Consider the following 13,341-nt stretch of genomic DNA (forward strand, 5'->3'; position numbering starts at 1 on the left):
GCGGCTGTGTCCACAGACAACACCTGACCGGTGCCTTACGGCCAGTGCACCCCCGTAGGATGGGCGTCATGGCCAAGACCAGTACGACGACCCAGGGGCTGCGAGCGGCGATCGAGCGCAGCGGCTACTACCCGGCCCTCGTGGCCGAGGCGGTGGAGGCCGCCGTGGGCGGCGAGCCCATCCGGTCGTACCTGGTCCACCAGGAGACGACGTTCGACCAGAACGAGGTGCGGCGGCATGTGACCGTGCTCGTCCTCACCGGCAACCGCTTCATCGTCAGCCACACCGACGAGCAGGCGGCCGACGACACCTCCCCGACGCCGTACGCCACGACCTCGACGGAGTCGGTGAAGATCGGCCGGATCTCGTCGGTCGTGCTCAGCCGCGTGGTGGCCAACCCCGAGCAGTACCAGCCGGGCACGTTGCCCCGCGAGGTCGTCCTGACCATCGGCTGGGGCGCCGTCTCCCGTATCGACCTCGAACCCGCCGCCTGCGGCGACCCCAACTGCGAGGCCGACCACGGCTACACGGGCAGCTCCACCGCGGACGACCTCAGCCTGCGCGTCAGCGAGGCCGGCGACGGCCCGGAGACGGTGCGCCAGGCGCTCGCCTTCGCCCAGTCCCTCTCCGAGGCGACCGCGGACGCGACCCGCTGATGGTGCACGCCACCTCCTGGGACGCCGACCCCGAACCCCTCGCCGTCGACTCGGCGCCGCTGCCCGAGTACGGCAGCGGCTCCCTCGCCGACCTGCTGCCCACGCTGGCCGCCGGCATGGCCGTGCCGGGCATGACGGCCGCGATCACCGAACTGACCCCGGCCGACCGCAACTGCGTCTTCCTGATCGACGGGCTCGGCTGGGAGCAGCTCAGGGCGCACCCGGACGAGGCCCCGTATCTGACCTCGCTGCTCGGCAGCTCGCGCGGCGGCACCGGGCGCCCGCTGACCACCGGCTACCCGGCGACCACCGCGACCTCCCTCGCCTCCGTCGGCACCGGCCTGCCGCCCGGCGCGCACGGCCTGCCCGGCTACACCGTGCGCAACCCCGAGACCGGCGAGCTGATGAACCAGCTGCGCTGGCAGCCGTGGACCCCGCCGCGCGCGTGGCAGCCGTACCCCACCGTCTTCCAGCTCGCCCACGACGCGGGTGTGCACGCGGCCCAGGTGTCCTCGCCCACCTTCGAGACCACGCCGCTGACCAAGGTCGCGCTCAGTGGCGGAACGTTCCACGGGCGGCTGTCCGGCGAGGACCGCATGGACCTCGCAGCCGAGCAACTCGCCGCCGGCGACCGCTCCCTGGTCTACACGTACTACTCCGAACTCGACGGCGCCGGCCATCGCTACGGCGTCGAGTCCGACACCTGGCGCGGCCAGCTCATGCACGTCGACCGGCTCGTCCAGCGCCTGGCCGAGCAACTGCCGCCGCACACCGCGCTGTACGTCACCGCCGACCACGGCATGATCGACATTCCCTTCGACGAGGACCACCGCATCGACTTCGACGCGGACTGGGAACTTCGGGCGGGCGTCGCCCTGCTCGGCGGCGAGGGCCGGGCCCGGCACGTCTACGCCGTCCCGGGGGCCGCGAACGACGTGGTGACCTGCTGGCGCGAGGTGCTCGGCGAGCAGTTCTGGGTGGCCTCGCGCGACGAGGCGATCGCGGCGGGCTGGTTCGGGCCGAAGGTCGACGAGCGGGTTCACGCGCGCATCGGCGACGTGGTCGCCGCCGCCCGCGACGACGTCCTGATCATCGCCTCCGAGCGGGAGCCGAAGGAGTCGGCGATGGTCGGCAACCACGGTTCGATGACCCCTGCCGAGCAGCTGGTCCCCCTGCTCGAAGTACGCTCCTGAAGCCCGACGCCCGTCCCTCCTCGCCGAAAGGTTCTCAACTCGTCATGCCCGAGCTGGTGTTCTTCTCCGGAACGATGGACTGCGGGAAGTCGACCCTGGCTCTGCAGATCGAGCACAACCGTTCGGCGCGGGGCCTGGCAGGCATGATCTTCACGCGGGACGACCGCGCGGGCGAGGGCAAGCTCTCCTCACGCCTCGGCCTGGTCACGGACGCGGTGGAGGTCGAGGACGGGCAGGACCTGTACGCCTACCTCGTCGACCATCTCTCGCAGGGCGGCCGCGCCGACTACGTGATCGCCGACGAGGCGCAGTTCCTCGCGCCGGAGCAGATCGACCAGCTCGCGCGCGTGGTCGACGACCTGGGCCTGGACGTCTACGCCTTCGGCATCACCACGGACTTCCGCAGCAAGCTCTTCCCCGGCTCCCAGCGCCTGGTCGAACTGGCCGACCGCATCGAGGTCCTCCAGGTCGAGGCCCTGTGCTGGTGCGGCGCCCGCGCCACCCACAACGCCCGCACGATAGGCGGCGCCATGGTCGTCGAGGGCGCACAGGTCGTCGTCGGCGACGTCAACCGGTCGGACGACATCGGCTACGAGGTGCTGTGCCGCCGCCACCACCGGCGCCGGATGACGGCGGCGACGTCGGGGGCGGCGGCGCTGTCGCCGGACGTGCTGCCGGTGTCGCAGCACTAGGACCCGTGCACCAGAAGCTGTTGCCGGGCGCCTGCCCAAGGCTCAGTGCGGGCTCTCGATCAGGCAGAACCGCGCGCCCTCCGGATCGGCCACCGTCGCCACGCGCCCGTAGGCGGTGTCCCCGGGGGACGACAGGACGTGTCCGCCCAGGTCCGCCAGGTGCTCCACGGCCTCGTCCGCGTCGGTGACTTCGAAATAGGTGATCCAGTGCGGGCCCCGGTCGCGGGGCAGGCTGTTGCCCACGCCGTGGATACCGGCGACCGGGCGGCCCTCGATCAGCAGCGTCAGATAGTCGAAGTCGGCGGAGACCACCGGCTCCTCCTCGTAGCCGAAGACCGTCTCGTAGAACTTGGCCACGCTCACCGACTCGTAGGACAGCAGCTCGTTCCAGGCGGGGGTGCCGGACACGCCCGTGAGGGCCGTGACGTGGTGCTCGGTCGGCTGCCAGATGCCGAAGACCGCGCCGGAGGGGTCCGAGCCGATCGCGAGCCGGCCGGCCTCGCCGGCGTCCAGCGGGCCCACGCCGATCGTGCCGCCGCACAGCCGTACGGTCTCGGCGGTCACGTCCACGTCGTCCGAGGCGAGGTAGGGCGTCCAGGCGATGGGCAGATGACGGTCGGGCGGCAACTGCCCGATGCCGGCCACCTCGTGACCGTCGAGCAGCGCCCGCACGTACGGGCCGAGCTGCTCGGGTCCCGGCTGGAACTCCCAGCCGAACAGCGCCCGGTAGAAGTCCTGCGTCGCGGCCAGACCGTGCACCATCAGACTCACCCAGCAGGGCGTGCCGGGCGTGTGCCGGGCGTGCGCCCCGCCGCCCCGGCCGGCCGACTCGCGTGCCTCGGTCATCGTCACTCTCTCCTCGGCCCCTCGCGGTGGCCGCGTCACGTCCGCTCTCCGGATCCCCGAGCCGATGCTCGCACCACCGGTGGTGCCGCGCGCTGCGGGCACGCCGCCTTGTGAGGAGGATGCCCGGTGTGCGGTTTCTCATCCATTTCTGTGCGATTGCCGACGGATGTCGATCAGCTGTACAGCATGTGCCCGAACCCGTACGCCTCGTGACCGTGCCTGCCCGGCCGAGCACAGTAGCCGGACACGAACGATGCGGCCACCCCGTGCGCAAGGATGGTGGCCATGAACGCCATCATCTCCGCTTCCGAACTCGCGAGCGACCTGGCGGGACAGCACCCGCCCGTCCTGCTCGACGTCCGCTGGCAGCTCAGCGCGGCCAAGGCGGCCGGTGAGCCGCCCTTCGACGGCCGCGCCGCGTACGCGGCCGGGCACATCCCGGGTGCCGTCTACATCGACCTGGACACGGAACTCGCGGGCACCGCCGGTGAACGCGGCCGCCATCCGCTGCCGGACCTGGAGGTCTTCGGCGCCGCGATGCGCCGGGCGGGTGTGTCGGCCGGGCGGCCGGTGGTGGCGTACGACGGCGGACAGGGCTGGGCCGCGGCCCGCACCTGGTGGCTGCTGCGTTGGACGGGCCACCCGGACGTACGGGTCCTCGACGGCGGCCTCGCGGCGTGGGAGGGCGCGCTCCAGACATCCGTGCCCACGCCGGCCGAGGGCGACTTCGAGCCGGTGCCGGGGGCCGCGGGGCTGCTGGACGCCGACGCCGCGGCGGCGCTGGCGCGGACGGGGGTGCTGCTCGACGCGCGCGCGGGGGAGCGGTACCGCGGCGAGGTGGAGCCGATCGACCGGGTCGGCGGCCACATCCCGGGCGCGCTCTCGGCGCCCACGAACGAGAACGTGGGGAGCGACGGACGGTTCCTGCCGGCCGAGCGACTGGCCGAGCGGTTCAAGGCCCTTGGCGCGGGCGGCGGTTCACAGGTCGGTGTGTACTGCGGCTCGGGCGTCTCCGGGGCGCACGAGGTGCTGGCACTGGCGGTCGCGGGCATCGAGGCGGACCTGTACGTGGGTTCGTGGTCGGAGTGGTCCTCGGACCCGACCCGGCCGGTCGCCACGGGCCCCGACCCTCGCTGACGCCCGGCGCCCGCGAACGGCGAGGGCCGCACCCGTCGGATGCGGCCCTCGCTGCCGGTCCCGTACGACCGGTCGCTCTTCGTACGAACGACCGGTAGCGACTGCCGGCGACTACTCCTGCTTCTTGCGCCGCGTACCGAACACGATCTCGTCCCAGCTCGGAACCGCCGCGCGGCGGCCGGGGCGGACGCCGTCGGCCTCCGCCTGGCGGTCGGTGGCGCCGACGAGACGGTCGCGGTGGCTGGTGACCGAACGGGGCATGAGGACGTCCGCGTAGGCGGAACCGGCCGAGGCCGCGGGGGCCGGCGGCTCCTCCGCCTCGGGTTCGGCGGGGGGCTCCTCCGCGGGGGGCGCGGGCGGAGGGGTGTCCTGCGTCGGACGCTCGGGGACCACCAGGTCGCCGCGGAAGCTCGGCACCGCCTCCAACAGGCTGGTCAGCGAATCCCGTTCGGCCGTGCTCTCCTCGGCGGGCTCGGACGCCTGCGCGGGCAGGCTCGGCCGCTCCAGGGCGCGGTCCAGCGGGCGGTCGCGCGGCAGCCGTGCGATGCGCGGCACGAACGGAAAGCTCGGCTCCGGCGCGGCCAGGTCCTCGGACTCGCCGATGAGCGAACGGGCCTCGTCGTCGACCGCCTGGACGAGTCGCCGGGGCGGGTCGTACGTCCAGCTCGCCGAGTGCGGTTCGCCCGCGACCCGGTAGACCAGCAGGACCTCCCAGGTGCCGTCGTCGCGGCGCCAGGAGTCCCACTGCACGGTGTCCTTCTCGGCGCCGCGCAGCAGCAGTCGCTCCTGGACGGCCTCGCCCAGTTGCGGCCCGGTGTTCTCGCCGGGGCGGCGGACGGGTGTCTTGCGGGCCCGCTCGGCCATGAACGCGCGCTCCGCGAGCACGGGGCCCTCGAAGCGGCGTACGCGGTCGACGGGGATGCCCGCGAGCTGGGCCACCTCTTCGGCGGTCGCACCGGCGCGTATACGGGCCTGGATGTCGCGGGGGCGGAGATGGCTCTCCACCTCGATCTCGATCTGGCCGAGGCGGGGGCGGTCGCCGCGCACGGCGGCACGCAGGCGTTCGTCGATCGGAAGCGTGTACTCCGTAGAGTCGGCAGCCTTCAGCACCAGCCGTGTGCCGTCATTGGAGACGGCCACGACACGCAGTTCGGGCATGGGGACCTCCCGGGTGGTGCCTGCCGACGTCACGTGCGTCGCTGCTTCCGCTAGTCGAGTGTGGCCTGCCCGGGTGCAGCCTGCCACAACCTTGCCGAGTTGCCCGGCGTGTCGGGCACGGGCCCTGGACCGCCGTTATGGCACGGTTACCTATTCGCAACGCTAAGTGACCAACTCCGTCACCCTGTGCAACTAGCCCCCTCATGGCGGTCCTTGAAGGTCGCGGACGCCCTGGCGGGAGACCGGACCCAGGGCTCGCAACAGTACTCCATTCGGGCCACGTGCGTGGATTGGCACGCCGCTCAACTTCTGGCAAGGGGCGGTCTCGGCCCGCTCGTTGAGGGGTTTCCGGGATCTTGGACGTGGTGCAGTTCACGCAATCGTCAGAAACGGAACCAATGGTTACGAGCCCAACACCCGGCGCAGGTAGTCGTTCTGGAACCGCCGGTCCGGGTCGAGCCGGTCGCGCAACTCGGTGAACTCGGCGAAGCGCGGATAGGCCCGCGAGAAGTACTCGGCGTCGCGTGTGTGCACCTTGCCCCAGTGCGGCCGGCCCTCGTGGGCGGTGAAGATCCGCTCGGCGGCGGTGAAGTACGCCTGGTACGGGGTGCCCCTGAACATGTGGACGGCGACGTACGCGCTGTCGCGGCCCGACGCCGTGGAGAGCGTGATGTCGTCGGCCGGGGCCGTGCGCACCTCCACCGGGAAACTGACCCGCAGACCGGAGCGGTCGACCATCGCCTTCAGCTCGCGCAGCGTCTCGGTCAGGGCCTCGCGCGGGACGGCGTACTCCATCTCCACGAAGTGCACCCGGCGCGGTGACGTGAAGACCTTGTAGGGAATGTCGGTGTAACTGCGCGCGGACAGGGCCGTGCTGGAGATCCGGGCGATCGCCGGGACGGTCGCGGGCACCGCCCGGCCGACCCACTGGGCCACCTGGAAGACGCCGTTGGAGAGGAACTCGTCCTCGATCCAGCCGGCCACCGGGGACACCGGCTTCTCCGGTCCGGCGCTGCGGTTGTTCCGCTTGGTGTTGGTGCTGCCGGTGTGCGGGAACCAGTAGAACTCGAAGTGCTCGTTCTCGGCCCACAGTTCGTCGAAGTCGGCGAGCACCCGCTCCAGCGGCATCGGCTCCTCGCGCGCGGTGAGGAGGAAGACGGGCTCCACGGCGAAGGTGATCGCGGTGACGATGCCGAGCGCGCCGAGGCCGATCCGGGCGGCCGCGAAGACGTCGGGATTCTCCTTCTCGGAGCAGGTGAGCACCGAGCCGTCGGCGGTGACCAGCTCAAGTCCCCTGATCTGGGCCGCGATCGACGCCGACTCGCGGCCCGTGCCGTGCGTGCCGGTGCTGACCGCGCCGGAGACCGTCTGCTCCATGATGTCGCCCATGTTGGTCAGCGACAGGCCCTCGCGGGCCAGGGCCATGTTGAGTCTCTTGAGCGGGGTGCCCGCCTCGACCGTGACCGTCATGGCGTCACGATCAATCTTGCGGATGCCGGTCAACAGTTGAGGACGGATCAATACACCGTCGGTCGCGGCGATGGACGTGAAGGAGTGCCCGCTGCCGACGGCCTTCACGGTCAGACCGTCCTCCGCCGCCTTCCGTACGGCCGCGGACAGTTCCTCGACGGAGGCCGGAGCGATTTCGCGCGCCGGACGGGCGGCGACGTTGCCGCCCCAGTTACGCCACGTGCCGTTCCTCGCGCTCGCTGTGCTGCTCAACGGTGCCTCCCCGTCGCGTGACCGGCCTGCTGAGCCGGCGGTACCCCAGGAAACCGACCACGACCGCGACGGCCCCGGAGACCGCCGGGACCCCGTACCCGGCCCGCGCGCCCGCCGCGTCGATGACCCAGCCGGCCATGGAGGAGCCGAGCGCGACACCGACGGCGAGCCCGGTGCTCACCCAGGTCATGCCCTCGGTCAGTTTCGCGCGTGGTACGTGCTCCTCGATCAGGGACATCGTCGTGATCATCGTCGGTGCGATGGACAGCCCCGCCACGAACAGCGCCACGGCCAGAAGCGGCAGGTTTCCGACCAGTAGGAGGGGGATCATACTCACGCCCATCGCACATACGCCCAGCAGCCAGCGGCGGGCGGGCGCCCCCGTGAAGTGCAGCAGCCCGAAGACGACCCCCGCCGTGCAGGAGCCCGCCGCGTACAGCGCGAGCACGAGGCTCGCGGCGGCCTTGTGCCCGCGCTCGTCGGCGAAGGCCACGGTGACCACGTCGACCGCTCCGAAGATCGCGCCGGTGGCCGCGAAGGTGGCCACCAGGACCTGCAGTGCGGGGGAGCGCAGGGCCGAACCGCGGCCGTGCTTCTCGCGCGGGTGCGGTGCGGGCTCCGTGGCGCGCTGGGCGGTCAGCCAGAAGACGCCGGCCGCGAGGAAACACGCCGCGAGCAGCGGTCCGGCCTCCGGGAACCAGGCCGTGGACAGGCCGATGGAGATGATCGGCCCGAAGATGAAGCACACCTCGTCGACCACGGACTCGAAGGAGTACGCGGTGTGCAGCTTGGGGGTGCCCCGGTACAGGGCGGCCCAGCGGGCGCGGATCATCGCGCCGAGACTCGGCACCGAGCCGATGCCCGCGGCGCACACGAACAGCGTCCAGTCCGGCCACCCGAAGTGCGCGGCGCACAGCAGCCCGGCCGCCGCGCTGAGCGCGATCAGGGTCGCGGGGCGCAGCACCCGGCGCTGTCCGTACCGGTCCACCAGCCGGGAGACCTGCGGCCCGAGCGCGGCGGCGGCGAGCGCGATGGTGGCCGACAGGGCGCCCGCGAGCCCGTAGCGCCCGGTGAGCTGGGAGATCATCGTGACCACGCCGATGCCCATCATCGACAGCGGCATCCGGCCGAGAAAGCCCGCGGCGGAGAAACCCTTGGTGCCGGGGACGGCGAACAGGGCGCGGTAGGGGCTGGGCACGGGGTCTCCGGGGGGTACGGCTCAGTATGGCGCCGGCTGGGGCTCAGTAAGGTGCGAACGCAGCTGATACAGCTTACGGGTGAGGCCGCCCTAATGCACCCCGCCGAACGGCCACCCCGCCGTTTCCCGGCCGTCAGTGCCGGGTGGCAGGATCGACCCATGTCAGAAGTGCTCGACGCCAGTCCCTACGACGCCCTCCTCCTGCTCTCGTTCGGCGGCCCGGAAGGCCCGGACGACGTGGTCCCGTTCCTGGAGAACGTGACGCGAGGGCGAGGCATCCCCACCGAACGCCTCAAGGACGTGGGACGGCACTACTTCCTGTTCGGCGGGGTCAGCCCCATCAACGCCCAGAACCGCGCCCTCCTGGACGCTCTCCGCAAGGACTTCGCGGAGCACGGCCTCGACCTGCCGGTCTACTGGGGCAACCGCAACTGGGCGCCCTACCTGACGGACACCCTGCGCGAGATGGTCGCCGACGGCCGCCGCCGCATCCTGGTCCTGGCCACGAGCGCGTACGCCTCGTACTCGGGCTGCCGGCAGTACCGCGAGAACCTCGCCGAATCGCTCGCCGCCCTGGAGGCCGAGGGCCTGGAGCTGCCGCGGATCGACAAGCTCCGGCACTACTTCAACCACGAGGGCTTCGTCGAGCCCATGGTCGACGGGGTGCTGCGGTCCCTGGCCGAGCTCCCCGAGGACGTACGGGCCGGAGCGCACATCGCGTTCTCCACCCACTCGATCCCGACCGCCTCCGCCGACACGTCCGGCCCGGTCGAGACCCACGGCGAGGGCGGGGCGTACGTCGCGCAGCACCTGGAAGTGGCCCGGCTGATCGCCGACGCCGTGCGCGAGCGCACCGGCATCGACCACCCCTGGCAACTCGTGTACCAGTCGCGCTCCGGCGCCCCGCACATCCCGTGGCTGGAGCCCGACATCTGCGACCACCTGGAGGAGCGGCAGGCCGCCGGCGCCCCGGCCGTGGTCATCGCCCCCATCGGCTTCGTCTCCGACCACATGGAGGTCCTCTACGACCTCGACACGGAGGCCAGGGCCAAGGCCGAGGAGCTGGGCCTGCCGATGCGCCGCTCGGCCACGGTCGGCGACGACCCGCGCTTCGCCGCCGCGGTCCGCGACCTCGTCCTGGAGCGCGCGGCCGTGCAGCGCGGCGAGGACGTCACCCCCTGCGCCCTGGGCACCCTCGGCGCCAGCCACCATCTCTGCCCGGTCGGCTGCTGCCCGGCCCGCGCCTCCCGCCCGGCCGCCGCCGGCGCCGACAGCCCCTACGCGTGAGGAGCGCCGTGAGCGACCCGACCGACCCCCTGCACCAGGAACTGCTCGCCCTCGCTCAGGAGGCCGCCCGCCGCGCCGGCGAGCTGCTCCGGGACGGCCGTCCGGCCGACCTCGCGGTCGCCGCGACCAAGTCGAGCCCGATCGACGTGGTCACCGAGATGGACATCGCGGCGGAGAAGCTGATCACGGACCTGATCTCCGAGCGCCGCCCGGACGACGGCTTCCTCGGCGAGGAGGGCGCCTCCACCGAGGGCACGAGCGGCATCCGCTGGGTGATCGACCCGCTCGACGGCACGGTCAACTACCTCTACGGGCTGCCCACGTGGTCCGTCTCCATCGCGGCCGAGCAGGACGGCGACACGGTCGTCGGGGTGGTGGCGGCCCCGATGCGCGGCGAGACGTACCACGCGGTCCGCGGCGGCGGGGCGCGCGCCACGGGTGCCTGGGAGGGCGAGCGCGAGCTGGCCTGCCGGCCGGCACCGCCCCTCGCGGAGGCCCTGGTCTCGACGGGCTTCAACTACGTCAGCGAGGTCCGCAGCCACCAGGCCGAGGTCGCCCGCAGGCTGATCCCCCTGCTGCGCGACATCCGCCGCAGCGGCTCGGCCGCGGTCGACCTGTGCGACGTGGCGTCCGGCCGCCTCGACGGCTACTTCGAGCGCGGGCTCCACGCCTGGGACCTCGCGGCGGGCGACCTCATCGCCCGGGAAGCGGGCGCGCTGACGGGTGGACGCCCCGGAGAGCGCCCCGGACGCGACCTGGCCATCGCCGGTACTCCCGGCGTCTTCGAGCCCCTCCAGCGCCTCCTGGAGGACTTCGGCGCCTGGCACGACTGACCAGGTGACCGAAGGGCCGCGCACCGGTGAACCGCAGGTGAACGCGGCCTCGTGACAGCACAGCGGGCCCCCGGCGCTGGATTCGCCGGGGGCCCGCCGCCTCGCTGACAGCCGATCGAACGCTACGCGCCGACCTCCACACCGTGTTCGGCGGCGAGGCGGCGCAGGTCGTCGAGCTCGCCCTGCTCCACCTCGACGAGGAAGTCGTCGCCTTCGTCGCGAGCCCGCGTCAGGTCGGACTCGGTCGTCTTTATGCGCTGCAGAAGTCCTGCGGTGAAAGCGTCCATGCTGCGCCCCCTCGTCCTGGGTCGTGGGTCGGTGGCACGGGGGTGTGCCGTTCGGAAGGGGCGATCACGTCTCGCGACAAGCGGATCGCGCCGTGCCGCATGGTGCTGCAGCACTAGCAGAGCGTGATCGCGGGGTATGAACCGTCCTCCCCCCGCTTCCTTCCGTGGAAACCTCAACCCGACGACAAAATCTTTGATTCCCGGGACTCACACCTGTCCTTCATCCGGGCCTCATCCGCCGCCCACCCGCCTTACTGCCGACTTATGGCCGAAAAGGGCAGGATGGAGGCACACAGCCAGGACCACAGGAAGGACAACCGACGTGCGTGTACTCGTCGTCGAGGACGAGCAGCTGCTCGCCGATGCGGTGGCCACCGGACTGCGCCGGGAGGCCATGGCCGTCGACGTCGTGTACGACGGCGCGGCCGCCCTGGAGCGTATCGGCGTCAATGACTACGACGTGGTCGTCCTCGACCGCGACCTCCCCCTCGTGCACGGCGACGACGTGTGCCGCAAGATCGTCGAACTGGGCATGCCCACGCGCGTGCTCATGCTCACGGCCTCCGGCGACGTCAGCGACCGCGTCGAGGGCCTGGAGATCGGCGCCGACGACTATCTTCCCAAGCCCTTCGCCTTCAGCGAGCTCATCGCACGCGTGCGTGCCCTCGGCCGGCGCACCAGTGTGCCGCTGCCGCCGGTCCTGGAGCGTTCGGGCATCAAGCTCGACCCCAACCGCCGCGAGGTCTTCCGCGACGGCAAGGAGGTCCAGCTCGCGCCCAAGGAGTTCGCCGTCCTGGAGGTGCTGATGCGCTCGGAGGGCGCCGTCGTCTCCGCGGAACAGCTCCTGGAGAAGGCCTGGGACGAGAACACCGACCCGTTCACGAACGTCGTGCGCGTGACCGTCATGACCCTGCGCCGCAAGCTGGGCGAGCCGCCCGTCATCGTCACCGTGCCCGGCTCCGGCTACCGGATCTGATACGCAATGGCCGCAACACCCGCTCTCCCCACCGCGCCCCCCAAACCCACCTGGGACCCCCGCAAGCCCGAGCCGCCGTTCCCGTGGCTGCGCCCGACCATCCGCATACGGCTCACGCTTTTGTACGGCGGCATGTTCCTGATCGCCGGCATCCTGCTGCTGTCGATCATCTATCTGCTGGCAGCCCAGGCGCTGCACGAGGGCAGCGGCCAGACCTTCCAGCTGTCCGGCACCAACCTCGACATAAGCAGCTCCACCTGCCCCAAGCTCAACCAGGCGACCAGTAACGACCAGTTCAACTCGATCCTCGCCTCGTGCGAGGCCGTCCAGCGCCAGCACGCACTGGACGATCTGCTCAGCCGCTCGCTGCTGGCGCTGCTCGGCCTCGCCGTGATCGCCTTCGCCTTCGGCTACGCGATGGCCGGCCGCGTCCTGTCGCCGCTCGGGCGGATTCTGCGGACGGCACGCGCGGTGGCGGGCTCGGACCTGTCCCGCCGTATCGAACTGGACGGACCGGACGACGAGATCAAGGAGCTGGCCGACACCTTCGACGACATGCTGGAGCGCCTCCAGCGCGCCTTCACTGCCCAGCAGCGCTTCGTCGGCAACGCCTCGCACGAGCTGCGCACCCCGCTTGCGATCAACCGCACGCTGCTGGAGGTCCACCTCTCGGACCCGGGCGCGCCGGTGGAGCTGCAGCAGCTCGGCAAGACGCTGCTGGCCACCAACGAGCGCAGCGAGCAGCTCGTCGAGGGCCTGCTGCTGCTCGCCCGCAGCGACAACCAGATCGTCGAGCGCAAGCCGGTGGACCTCGCCGAGGTCGCAGAGCAGGCCGTCGACCAGGTGCGCGCGGAGGCCGACGCCAAGGGCGTGGTGATCCGCGGCGAGCAGAAGCCCGCGATCGTCCAGGGCAACGGCGTACTGCTGGAGCGGATCGCCCTGAACCTGGTGCAGAACGCCGTGCGGTACAACGTGCCGGACAAGGGCTGGGTCGAGGTGACCACCGACGTCCAGCACGGGCAGGCGGTCCTGGTGGTGACCAACACCGGACCGGTCGTACCGGCGTACGAGATCGACAATCTCTTCGAGCCGTTCCGGCGGCTGCGCACGGAGCGCACGGGCAGCGACAAGGGCGTAGGGCTCGGTCTGTCCATCGTCCGCTCCGTGGCCCGGGCGCACGGCGGCCACATCTCGGCACAGCCGCGTGAGGGGGGTGGACTCGTGATGCGCGTGGCGCTGCCGATCTGACATCATGCCGCGAGCAGACGGGGATGTTCGCTTTGCGCGGAATTTTCGGGCCGCCCGATGGGCTGCCCCGTGTGTGATCGATCACAGGGGCGATTTTCCGGCCATCTA

Annotated in this window: 13 protein-coding genes; 8 read left to right on the forward strand and 5 right to left on the reverse strand. The window is 71.7% G+C overall.

Features of this window, described 5'->3' with window-relative positions:
• The first annotated feature begins 68 nt into the window (after window positions 1–68).
• The 3 genes from JYK17_RS02035 to JYK17_RS02045 are packed head-to-tail and all read left to right on the forward strand — an operon-like array spanning window position 69 to window position 2,541.
• Complete coding sequence (locus JYK17_RS02035) at window positions 69–656, forward strand: DUF5998 family protein (protein WP_108007236.1); 588 nt, start codon at window positions 69–71, stop codon at window positions 654–656.
• Window positions 656–1,849 (forward strand): alkaline phosphatase family protein, encoded by a 1,194-nt coding sequence (locus JYK17_RS02040; RefSeq protein ID WP_222809634.1) that lies wholly within the window; start codon window positions 656–658, stop codon window positions 1,847–1,849. Before JYK17_RS02035 ends, JYK17_RS02040 begins: the two co-directional genes overlap by 1 nt.
• Window positions 1,850–1,893: 44 nt before the next feature.
• Entirely contained in the window at window positions 1,894–2,541 is a 648-nt protein-coding gene (locus JYK17_RS02045; RefSeq protein WP_108007232.1) for a thymidine kinase, read from the forward strand.
• 42 nt (window positions 2,542–2,583) lie between these two features.
• Here the strand turns inward: JYK17_RS02045 and JYK17_RS02050 are convergent, their stop codons facing one another.
• The gene (locus tag JYK17_RS02050; RefSeq protein ID WP_222809635.1) at window positions 2,584–3,387 is read right to left on the reverse strand and encodes a VOC family protein; all 804 of its coding nucleotides are present in this window, start codon (window positions 3,385–3,387) and stop codon (window positions 2,584–2,586) included.
• A gap of 285 nt (window positions 3,388–3,672) precedes the next feature.
• Here JYK17_RS02050 and JYK17_RS02055 point away from each other — a divergent pair, with 285 nt between their 5' ends.
• Window positions 3,673–4,524 carry a sulfurtransferase gene (locus JYK17_RS02055; protein ID WP_108007228.1) on the forward strand — a complete coding sequence of 284 codons (852 nt, stop codon included), beginning with the start codon at window positions 3,673–3,675 and terminating at the stop codon, window positions 4,522–4,524.
• A gap of 111 nt (window positions 4,525–4,635) precedes the next feature.
• Here the strand turns inward: JYK17_RS02055 and sepH are convergent, their stop codons facing one another.
• The 3 genes from sepH to JYK17_RS02070 all read right to left on the reverse strand — a co-directional run bounded on the left by sepH (window position 4,636) and on the right by JYK17_RS02070 (window position 8,602).
• Window positions 4,636–5,682 carry a septation protein SepH gene (sepH, locus tag JYK17_RS02060; protein WP_108007226.1) on the reverse strand — a complete coding sequence of 349 codons (1,047 nt, stop codon included), beginning with the start codon at window positions 5,680–5,682 and terminating at the stop codon, window positions 4,636–4,638.
• Window positions 5,683–6,084: 402 nt separating this feature from the next.
• The gene (locus tag JYK17_RS02065) at window positions 6,085–7,404 is read right to left on the reverse strand and encodes a D-arabinono-1,4-lactone oxidase (protein ID WP_222809636.1); all 1,320 of its coding nucleotides are present in this window, start codon (window positions 7,402–7,404) and stop codon (window positions 6,085–6,087) included.
• Window positions 7,364–8,602: an MFS transporter gene (locus JYK17_RS02070; protein WP_108007222.1), complete on the reverse strand. Its 1,239-nt coding sequence runs from the start codon at window positions 8,600–8,602 to the stop codon at window positions 7,364–7,366. The genes JYK17_RS02065 and JYK17_RS02070 overlap by 41 nt, the downstream gene beginning before the upstream one ends.
• A 159-nt stretch (window positions 8,603–8,761) precedes the next feature.
• Here JYK17_RS02070 and JYK17_RS02075 point away from each other — a divergent pair, with 159 nt between their 5' ends.
• Both JYK17_RS02075 and JYK17_RS02080 read left to right on the forward strand, forming a co-directional pair.
• A complete protein-coding gene (locus tag JYK17_RS02075) occupies window positions 8,762–9,889 on the forward strand; it encodes a ferrochelatase (protein ID WP_222809637.1) in 1,128 nt (375 codons plus the stop codon).
• A gap of 8 nt (window positions 9,890–9,897) precedes the next feature.
• Window positions 9,898–10,722: an inositol monophosphatase family protein gene (locus tag JYK17_RS02080; protein ID WP_128801722.1), complete on the forward strand. Its 825-nt coding sequence runs from the start codon at window positions 9,898–9,900 to the stop codon at window positions 10,720–10,722.
• 122 nt (window positions 10,723–10,844) lie between these two features.
• Here the strand turns inward: JYK17_RS02080 and JYK17_RS02085 are convergent, their stop codons facing one another.
• Entirely contained in the window at window positions 10,845–11,009 is a 165-nt protein-coding gene (locus tag JYK17_RS02085) for a hypothetical protein (protein WP_164932146.1), read from the reverse strand.
• Window positions 11,010–11,331: 322 nt separating this feature from the next.
• On the opposite strand from JYK17_RS02085, the gene JYK17_RS02090 reads away from it, so the two are divergent.
• Window positions 11,332–11,985, forward strand: a complete 654-nt coding sequence (locus tag JYK17_RS02090) for a response regulator transcription factor (RefSeq protein ID WP_016432179.1) — start codon at window positions 11,332–11,334, stop codon at window positions 11,983–11,985.
• A 6-nt stretch (window positions 11,986–11,991) separates the two neighbouring features.
• Complete coding sequence (locus JYK17_RS02095) at window positions 11,992–13,233, forward strand: sensor histidine kinase (RefSeq protein WP_108007216.1); 1,242 nt, start codon at window positions 11,992–11,994, stop codon at window positions 13,231–13,233.
• Window positions 13,234–13,341: the final 108 nt, after the last annotated feature.

Origin of the sequence: Streptomyces plumbidurans (genome assembly GCF_019857225.1) — a bacterium.
GTDB lineage: Bacteria > Actinomycetota > Actinomycetes > Streptomycetales > Streptomycetaceae > Streptomyces > Streptomyces plumbidurans.

What these genes read in the sequence shown, in the direction of transcription:
- JYK17_RS02095 (WP_108007216.1), top strand. Translation starts at nt 11,992, where the DNA reads ATGGCCGCAACACCCGCTCTCCCCACCGCGCCCCCCAAACCCACCTGG.
- JYK17_RS02035 (WP_108007236.1), top strand. Translation starts at nt 69, where the DNA reads ATGGCCAAGACCAGTACGACGACCCAGGGGCTGCGAGCGGCGATCGAG.
- JYK17_RS02045 (WP_108007232.1), top strand. Translation starts at nt 1,894, where the DNA reads ATGCCCGAGCTGGTGTTCTTCTCCGGAACGATGGACTGCGGGAAGTCG.
- JYK17_RS02050 (WP_222809635.1), bottom strand. Translation starts at nt 3,387, where the DNA reads ATGACCGAGGCACGCGAGTCGGCCGGCCGGGGCGGCGGGGCGCACGCC.
- JYK17_RS02055 (WP_108007228.1), top strand. Translation starts at nt 3,673, where the DNA reads ATGAACGCCATCATCTCCGCTTCCGAACTCGCGAGCGACCTGGCGGGA.
- sepH (WP_108007226.1), bottom strand. Translation starts at nt 5,682, where the DNA reads ATGCCCGAACTGCGTGTCGTGGCCGTCTCCAATGACGGCACACGGCTG.
- JYK17_RS02085 (WP_164932146.1), bottom strand. Translation starts at nt 11,009, where the DNA reads ATGGACGCTTTCACCGCAGGACTTCTGCAGCGCATAAAGACGACCGAG.
- JYK17_RS02075 (WP_222809637.1), top strand. Translation starts at nt 8,762, where the DNA reads ATGTCAGAAGTGCTCGACGCCAGTCCCTACGACGCCCTCCTCCTGCTC.
- JYK17_RS02040 (WP_222809634.1), top strand. Translation starts at nt 656, where the DNA reads ATGGTGCACGCCACCTCCTGGGACGCCGACCCCGAACCCCTCGCCGTC.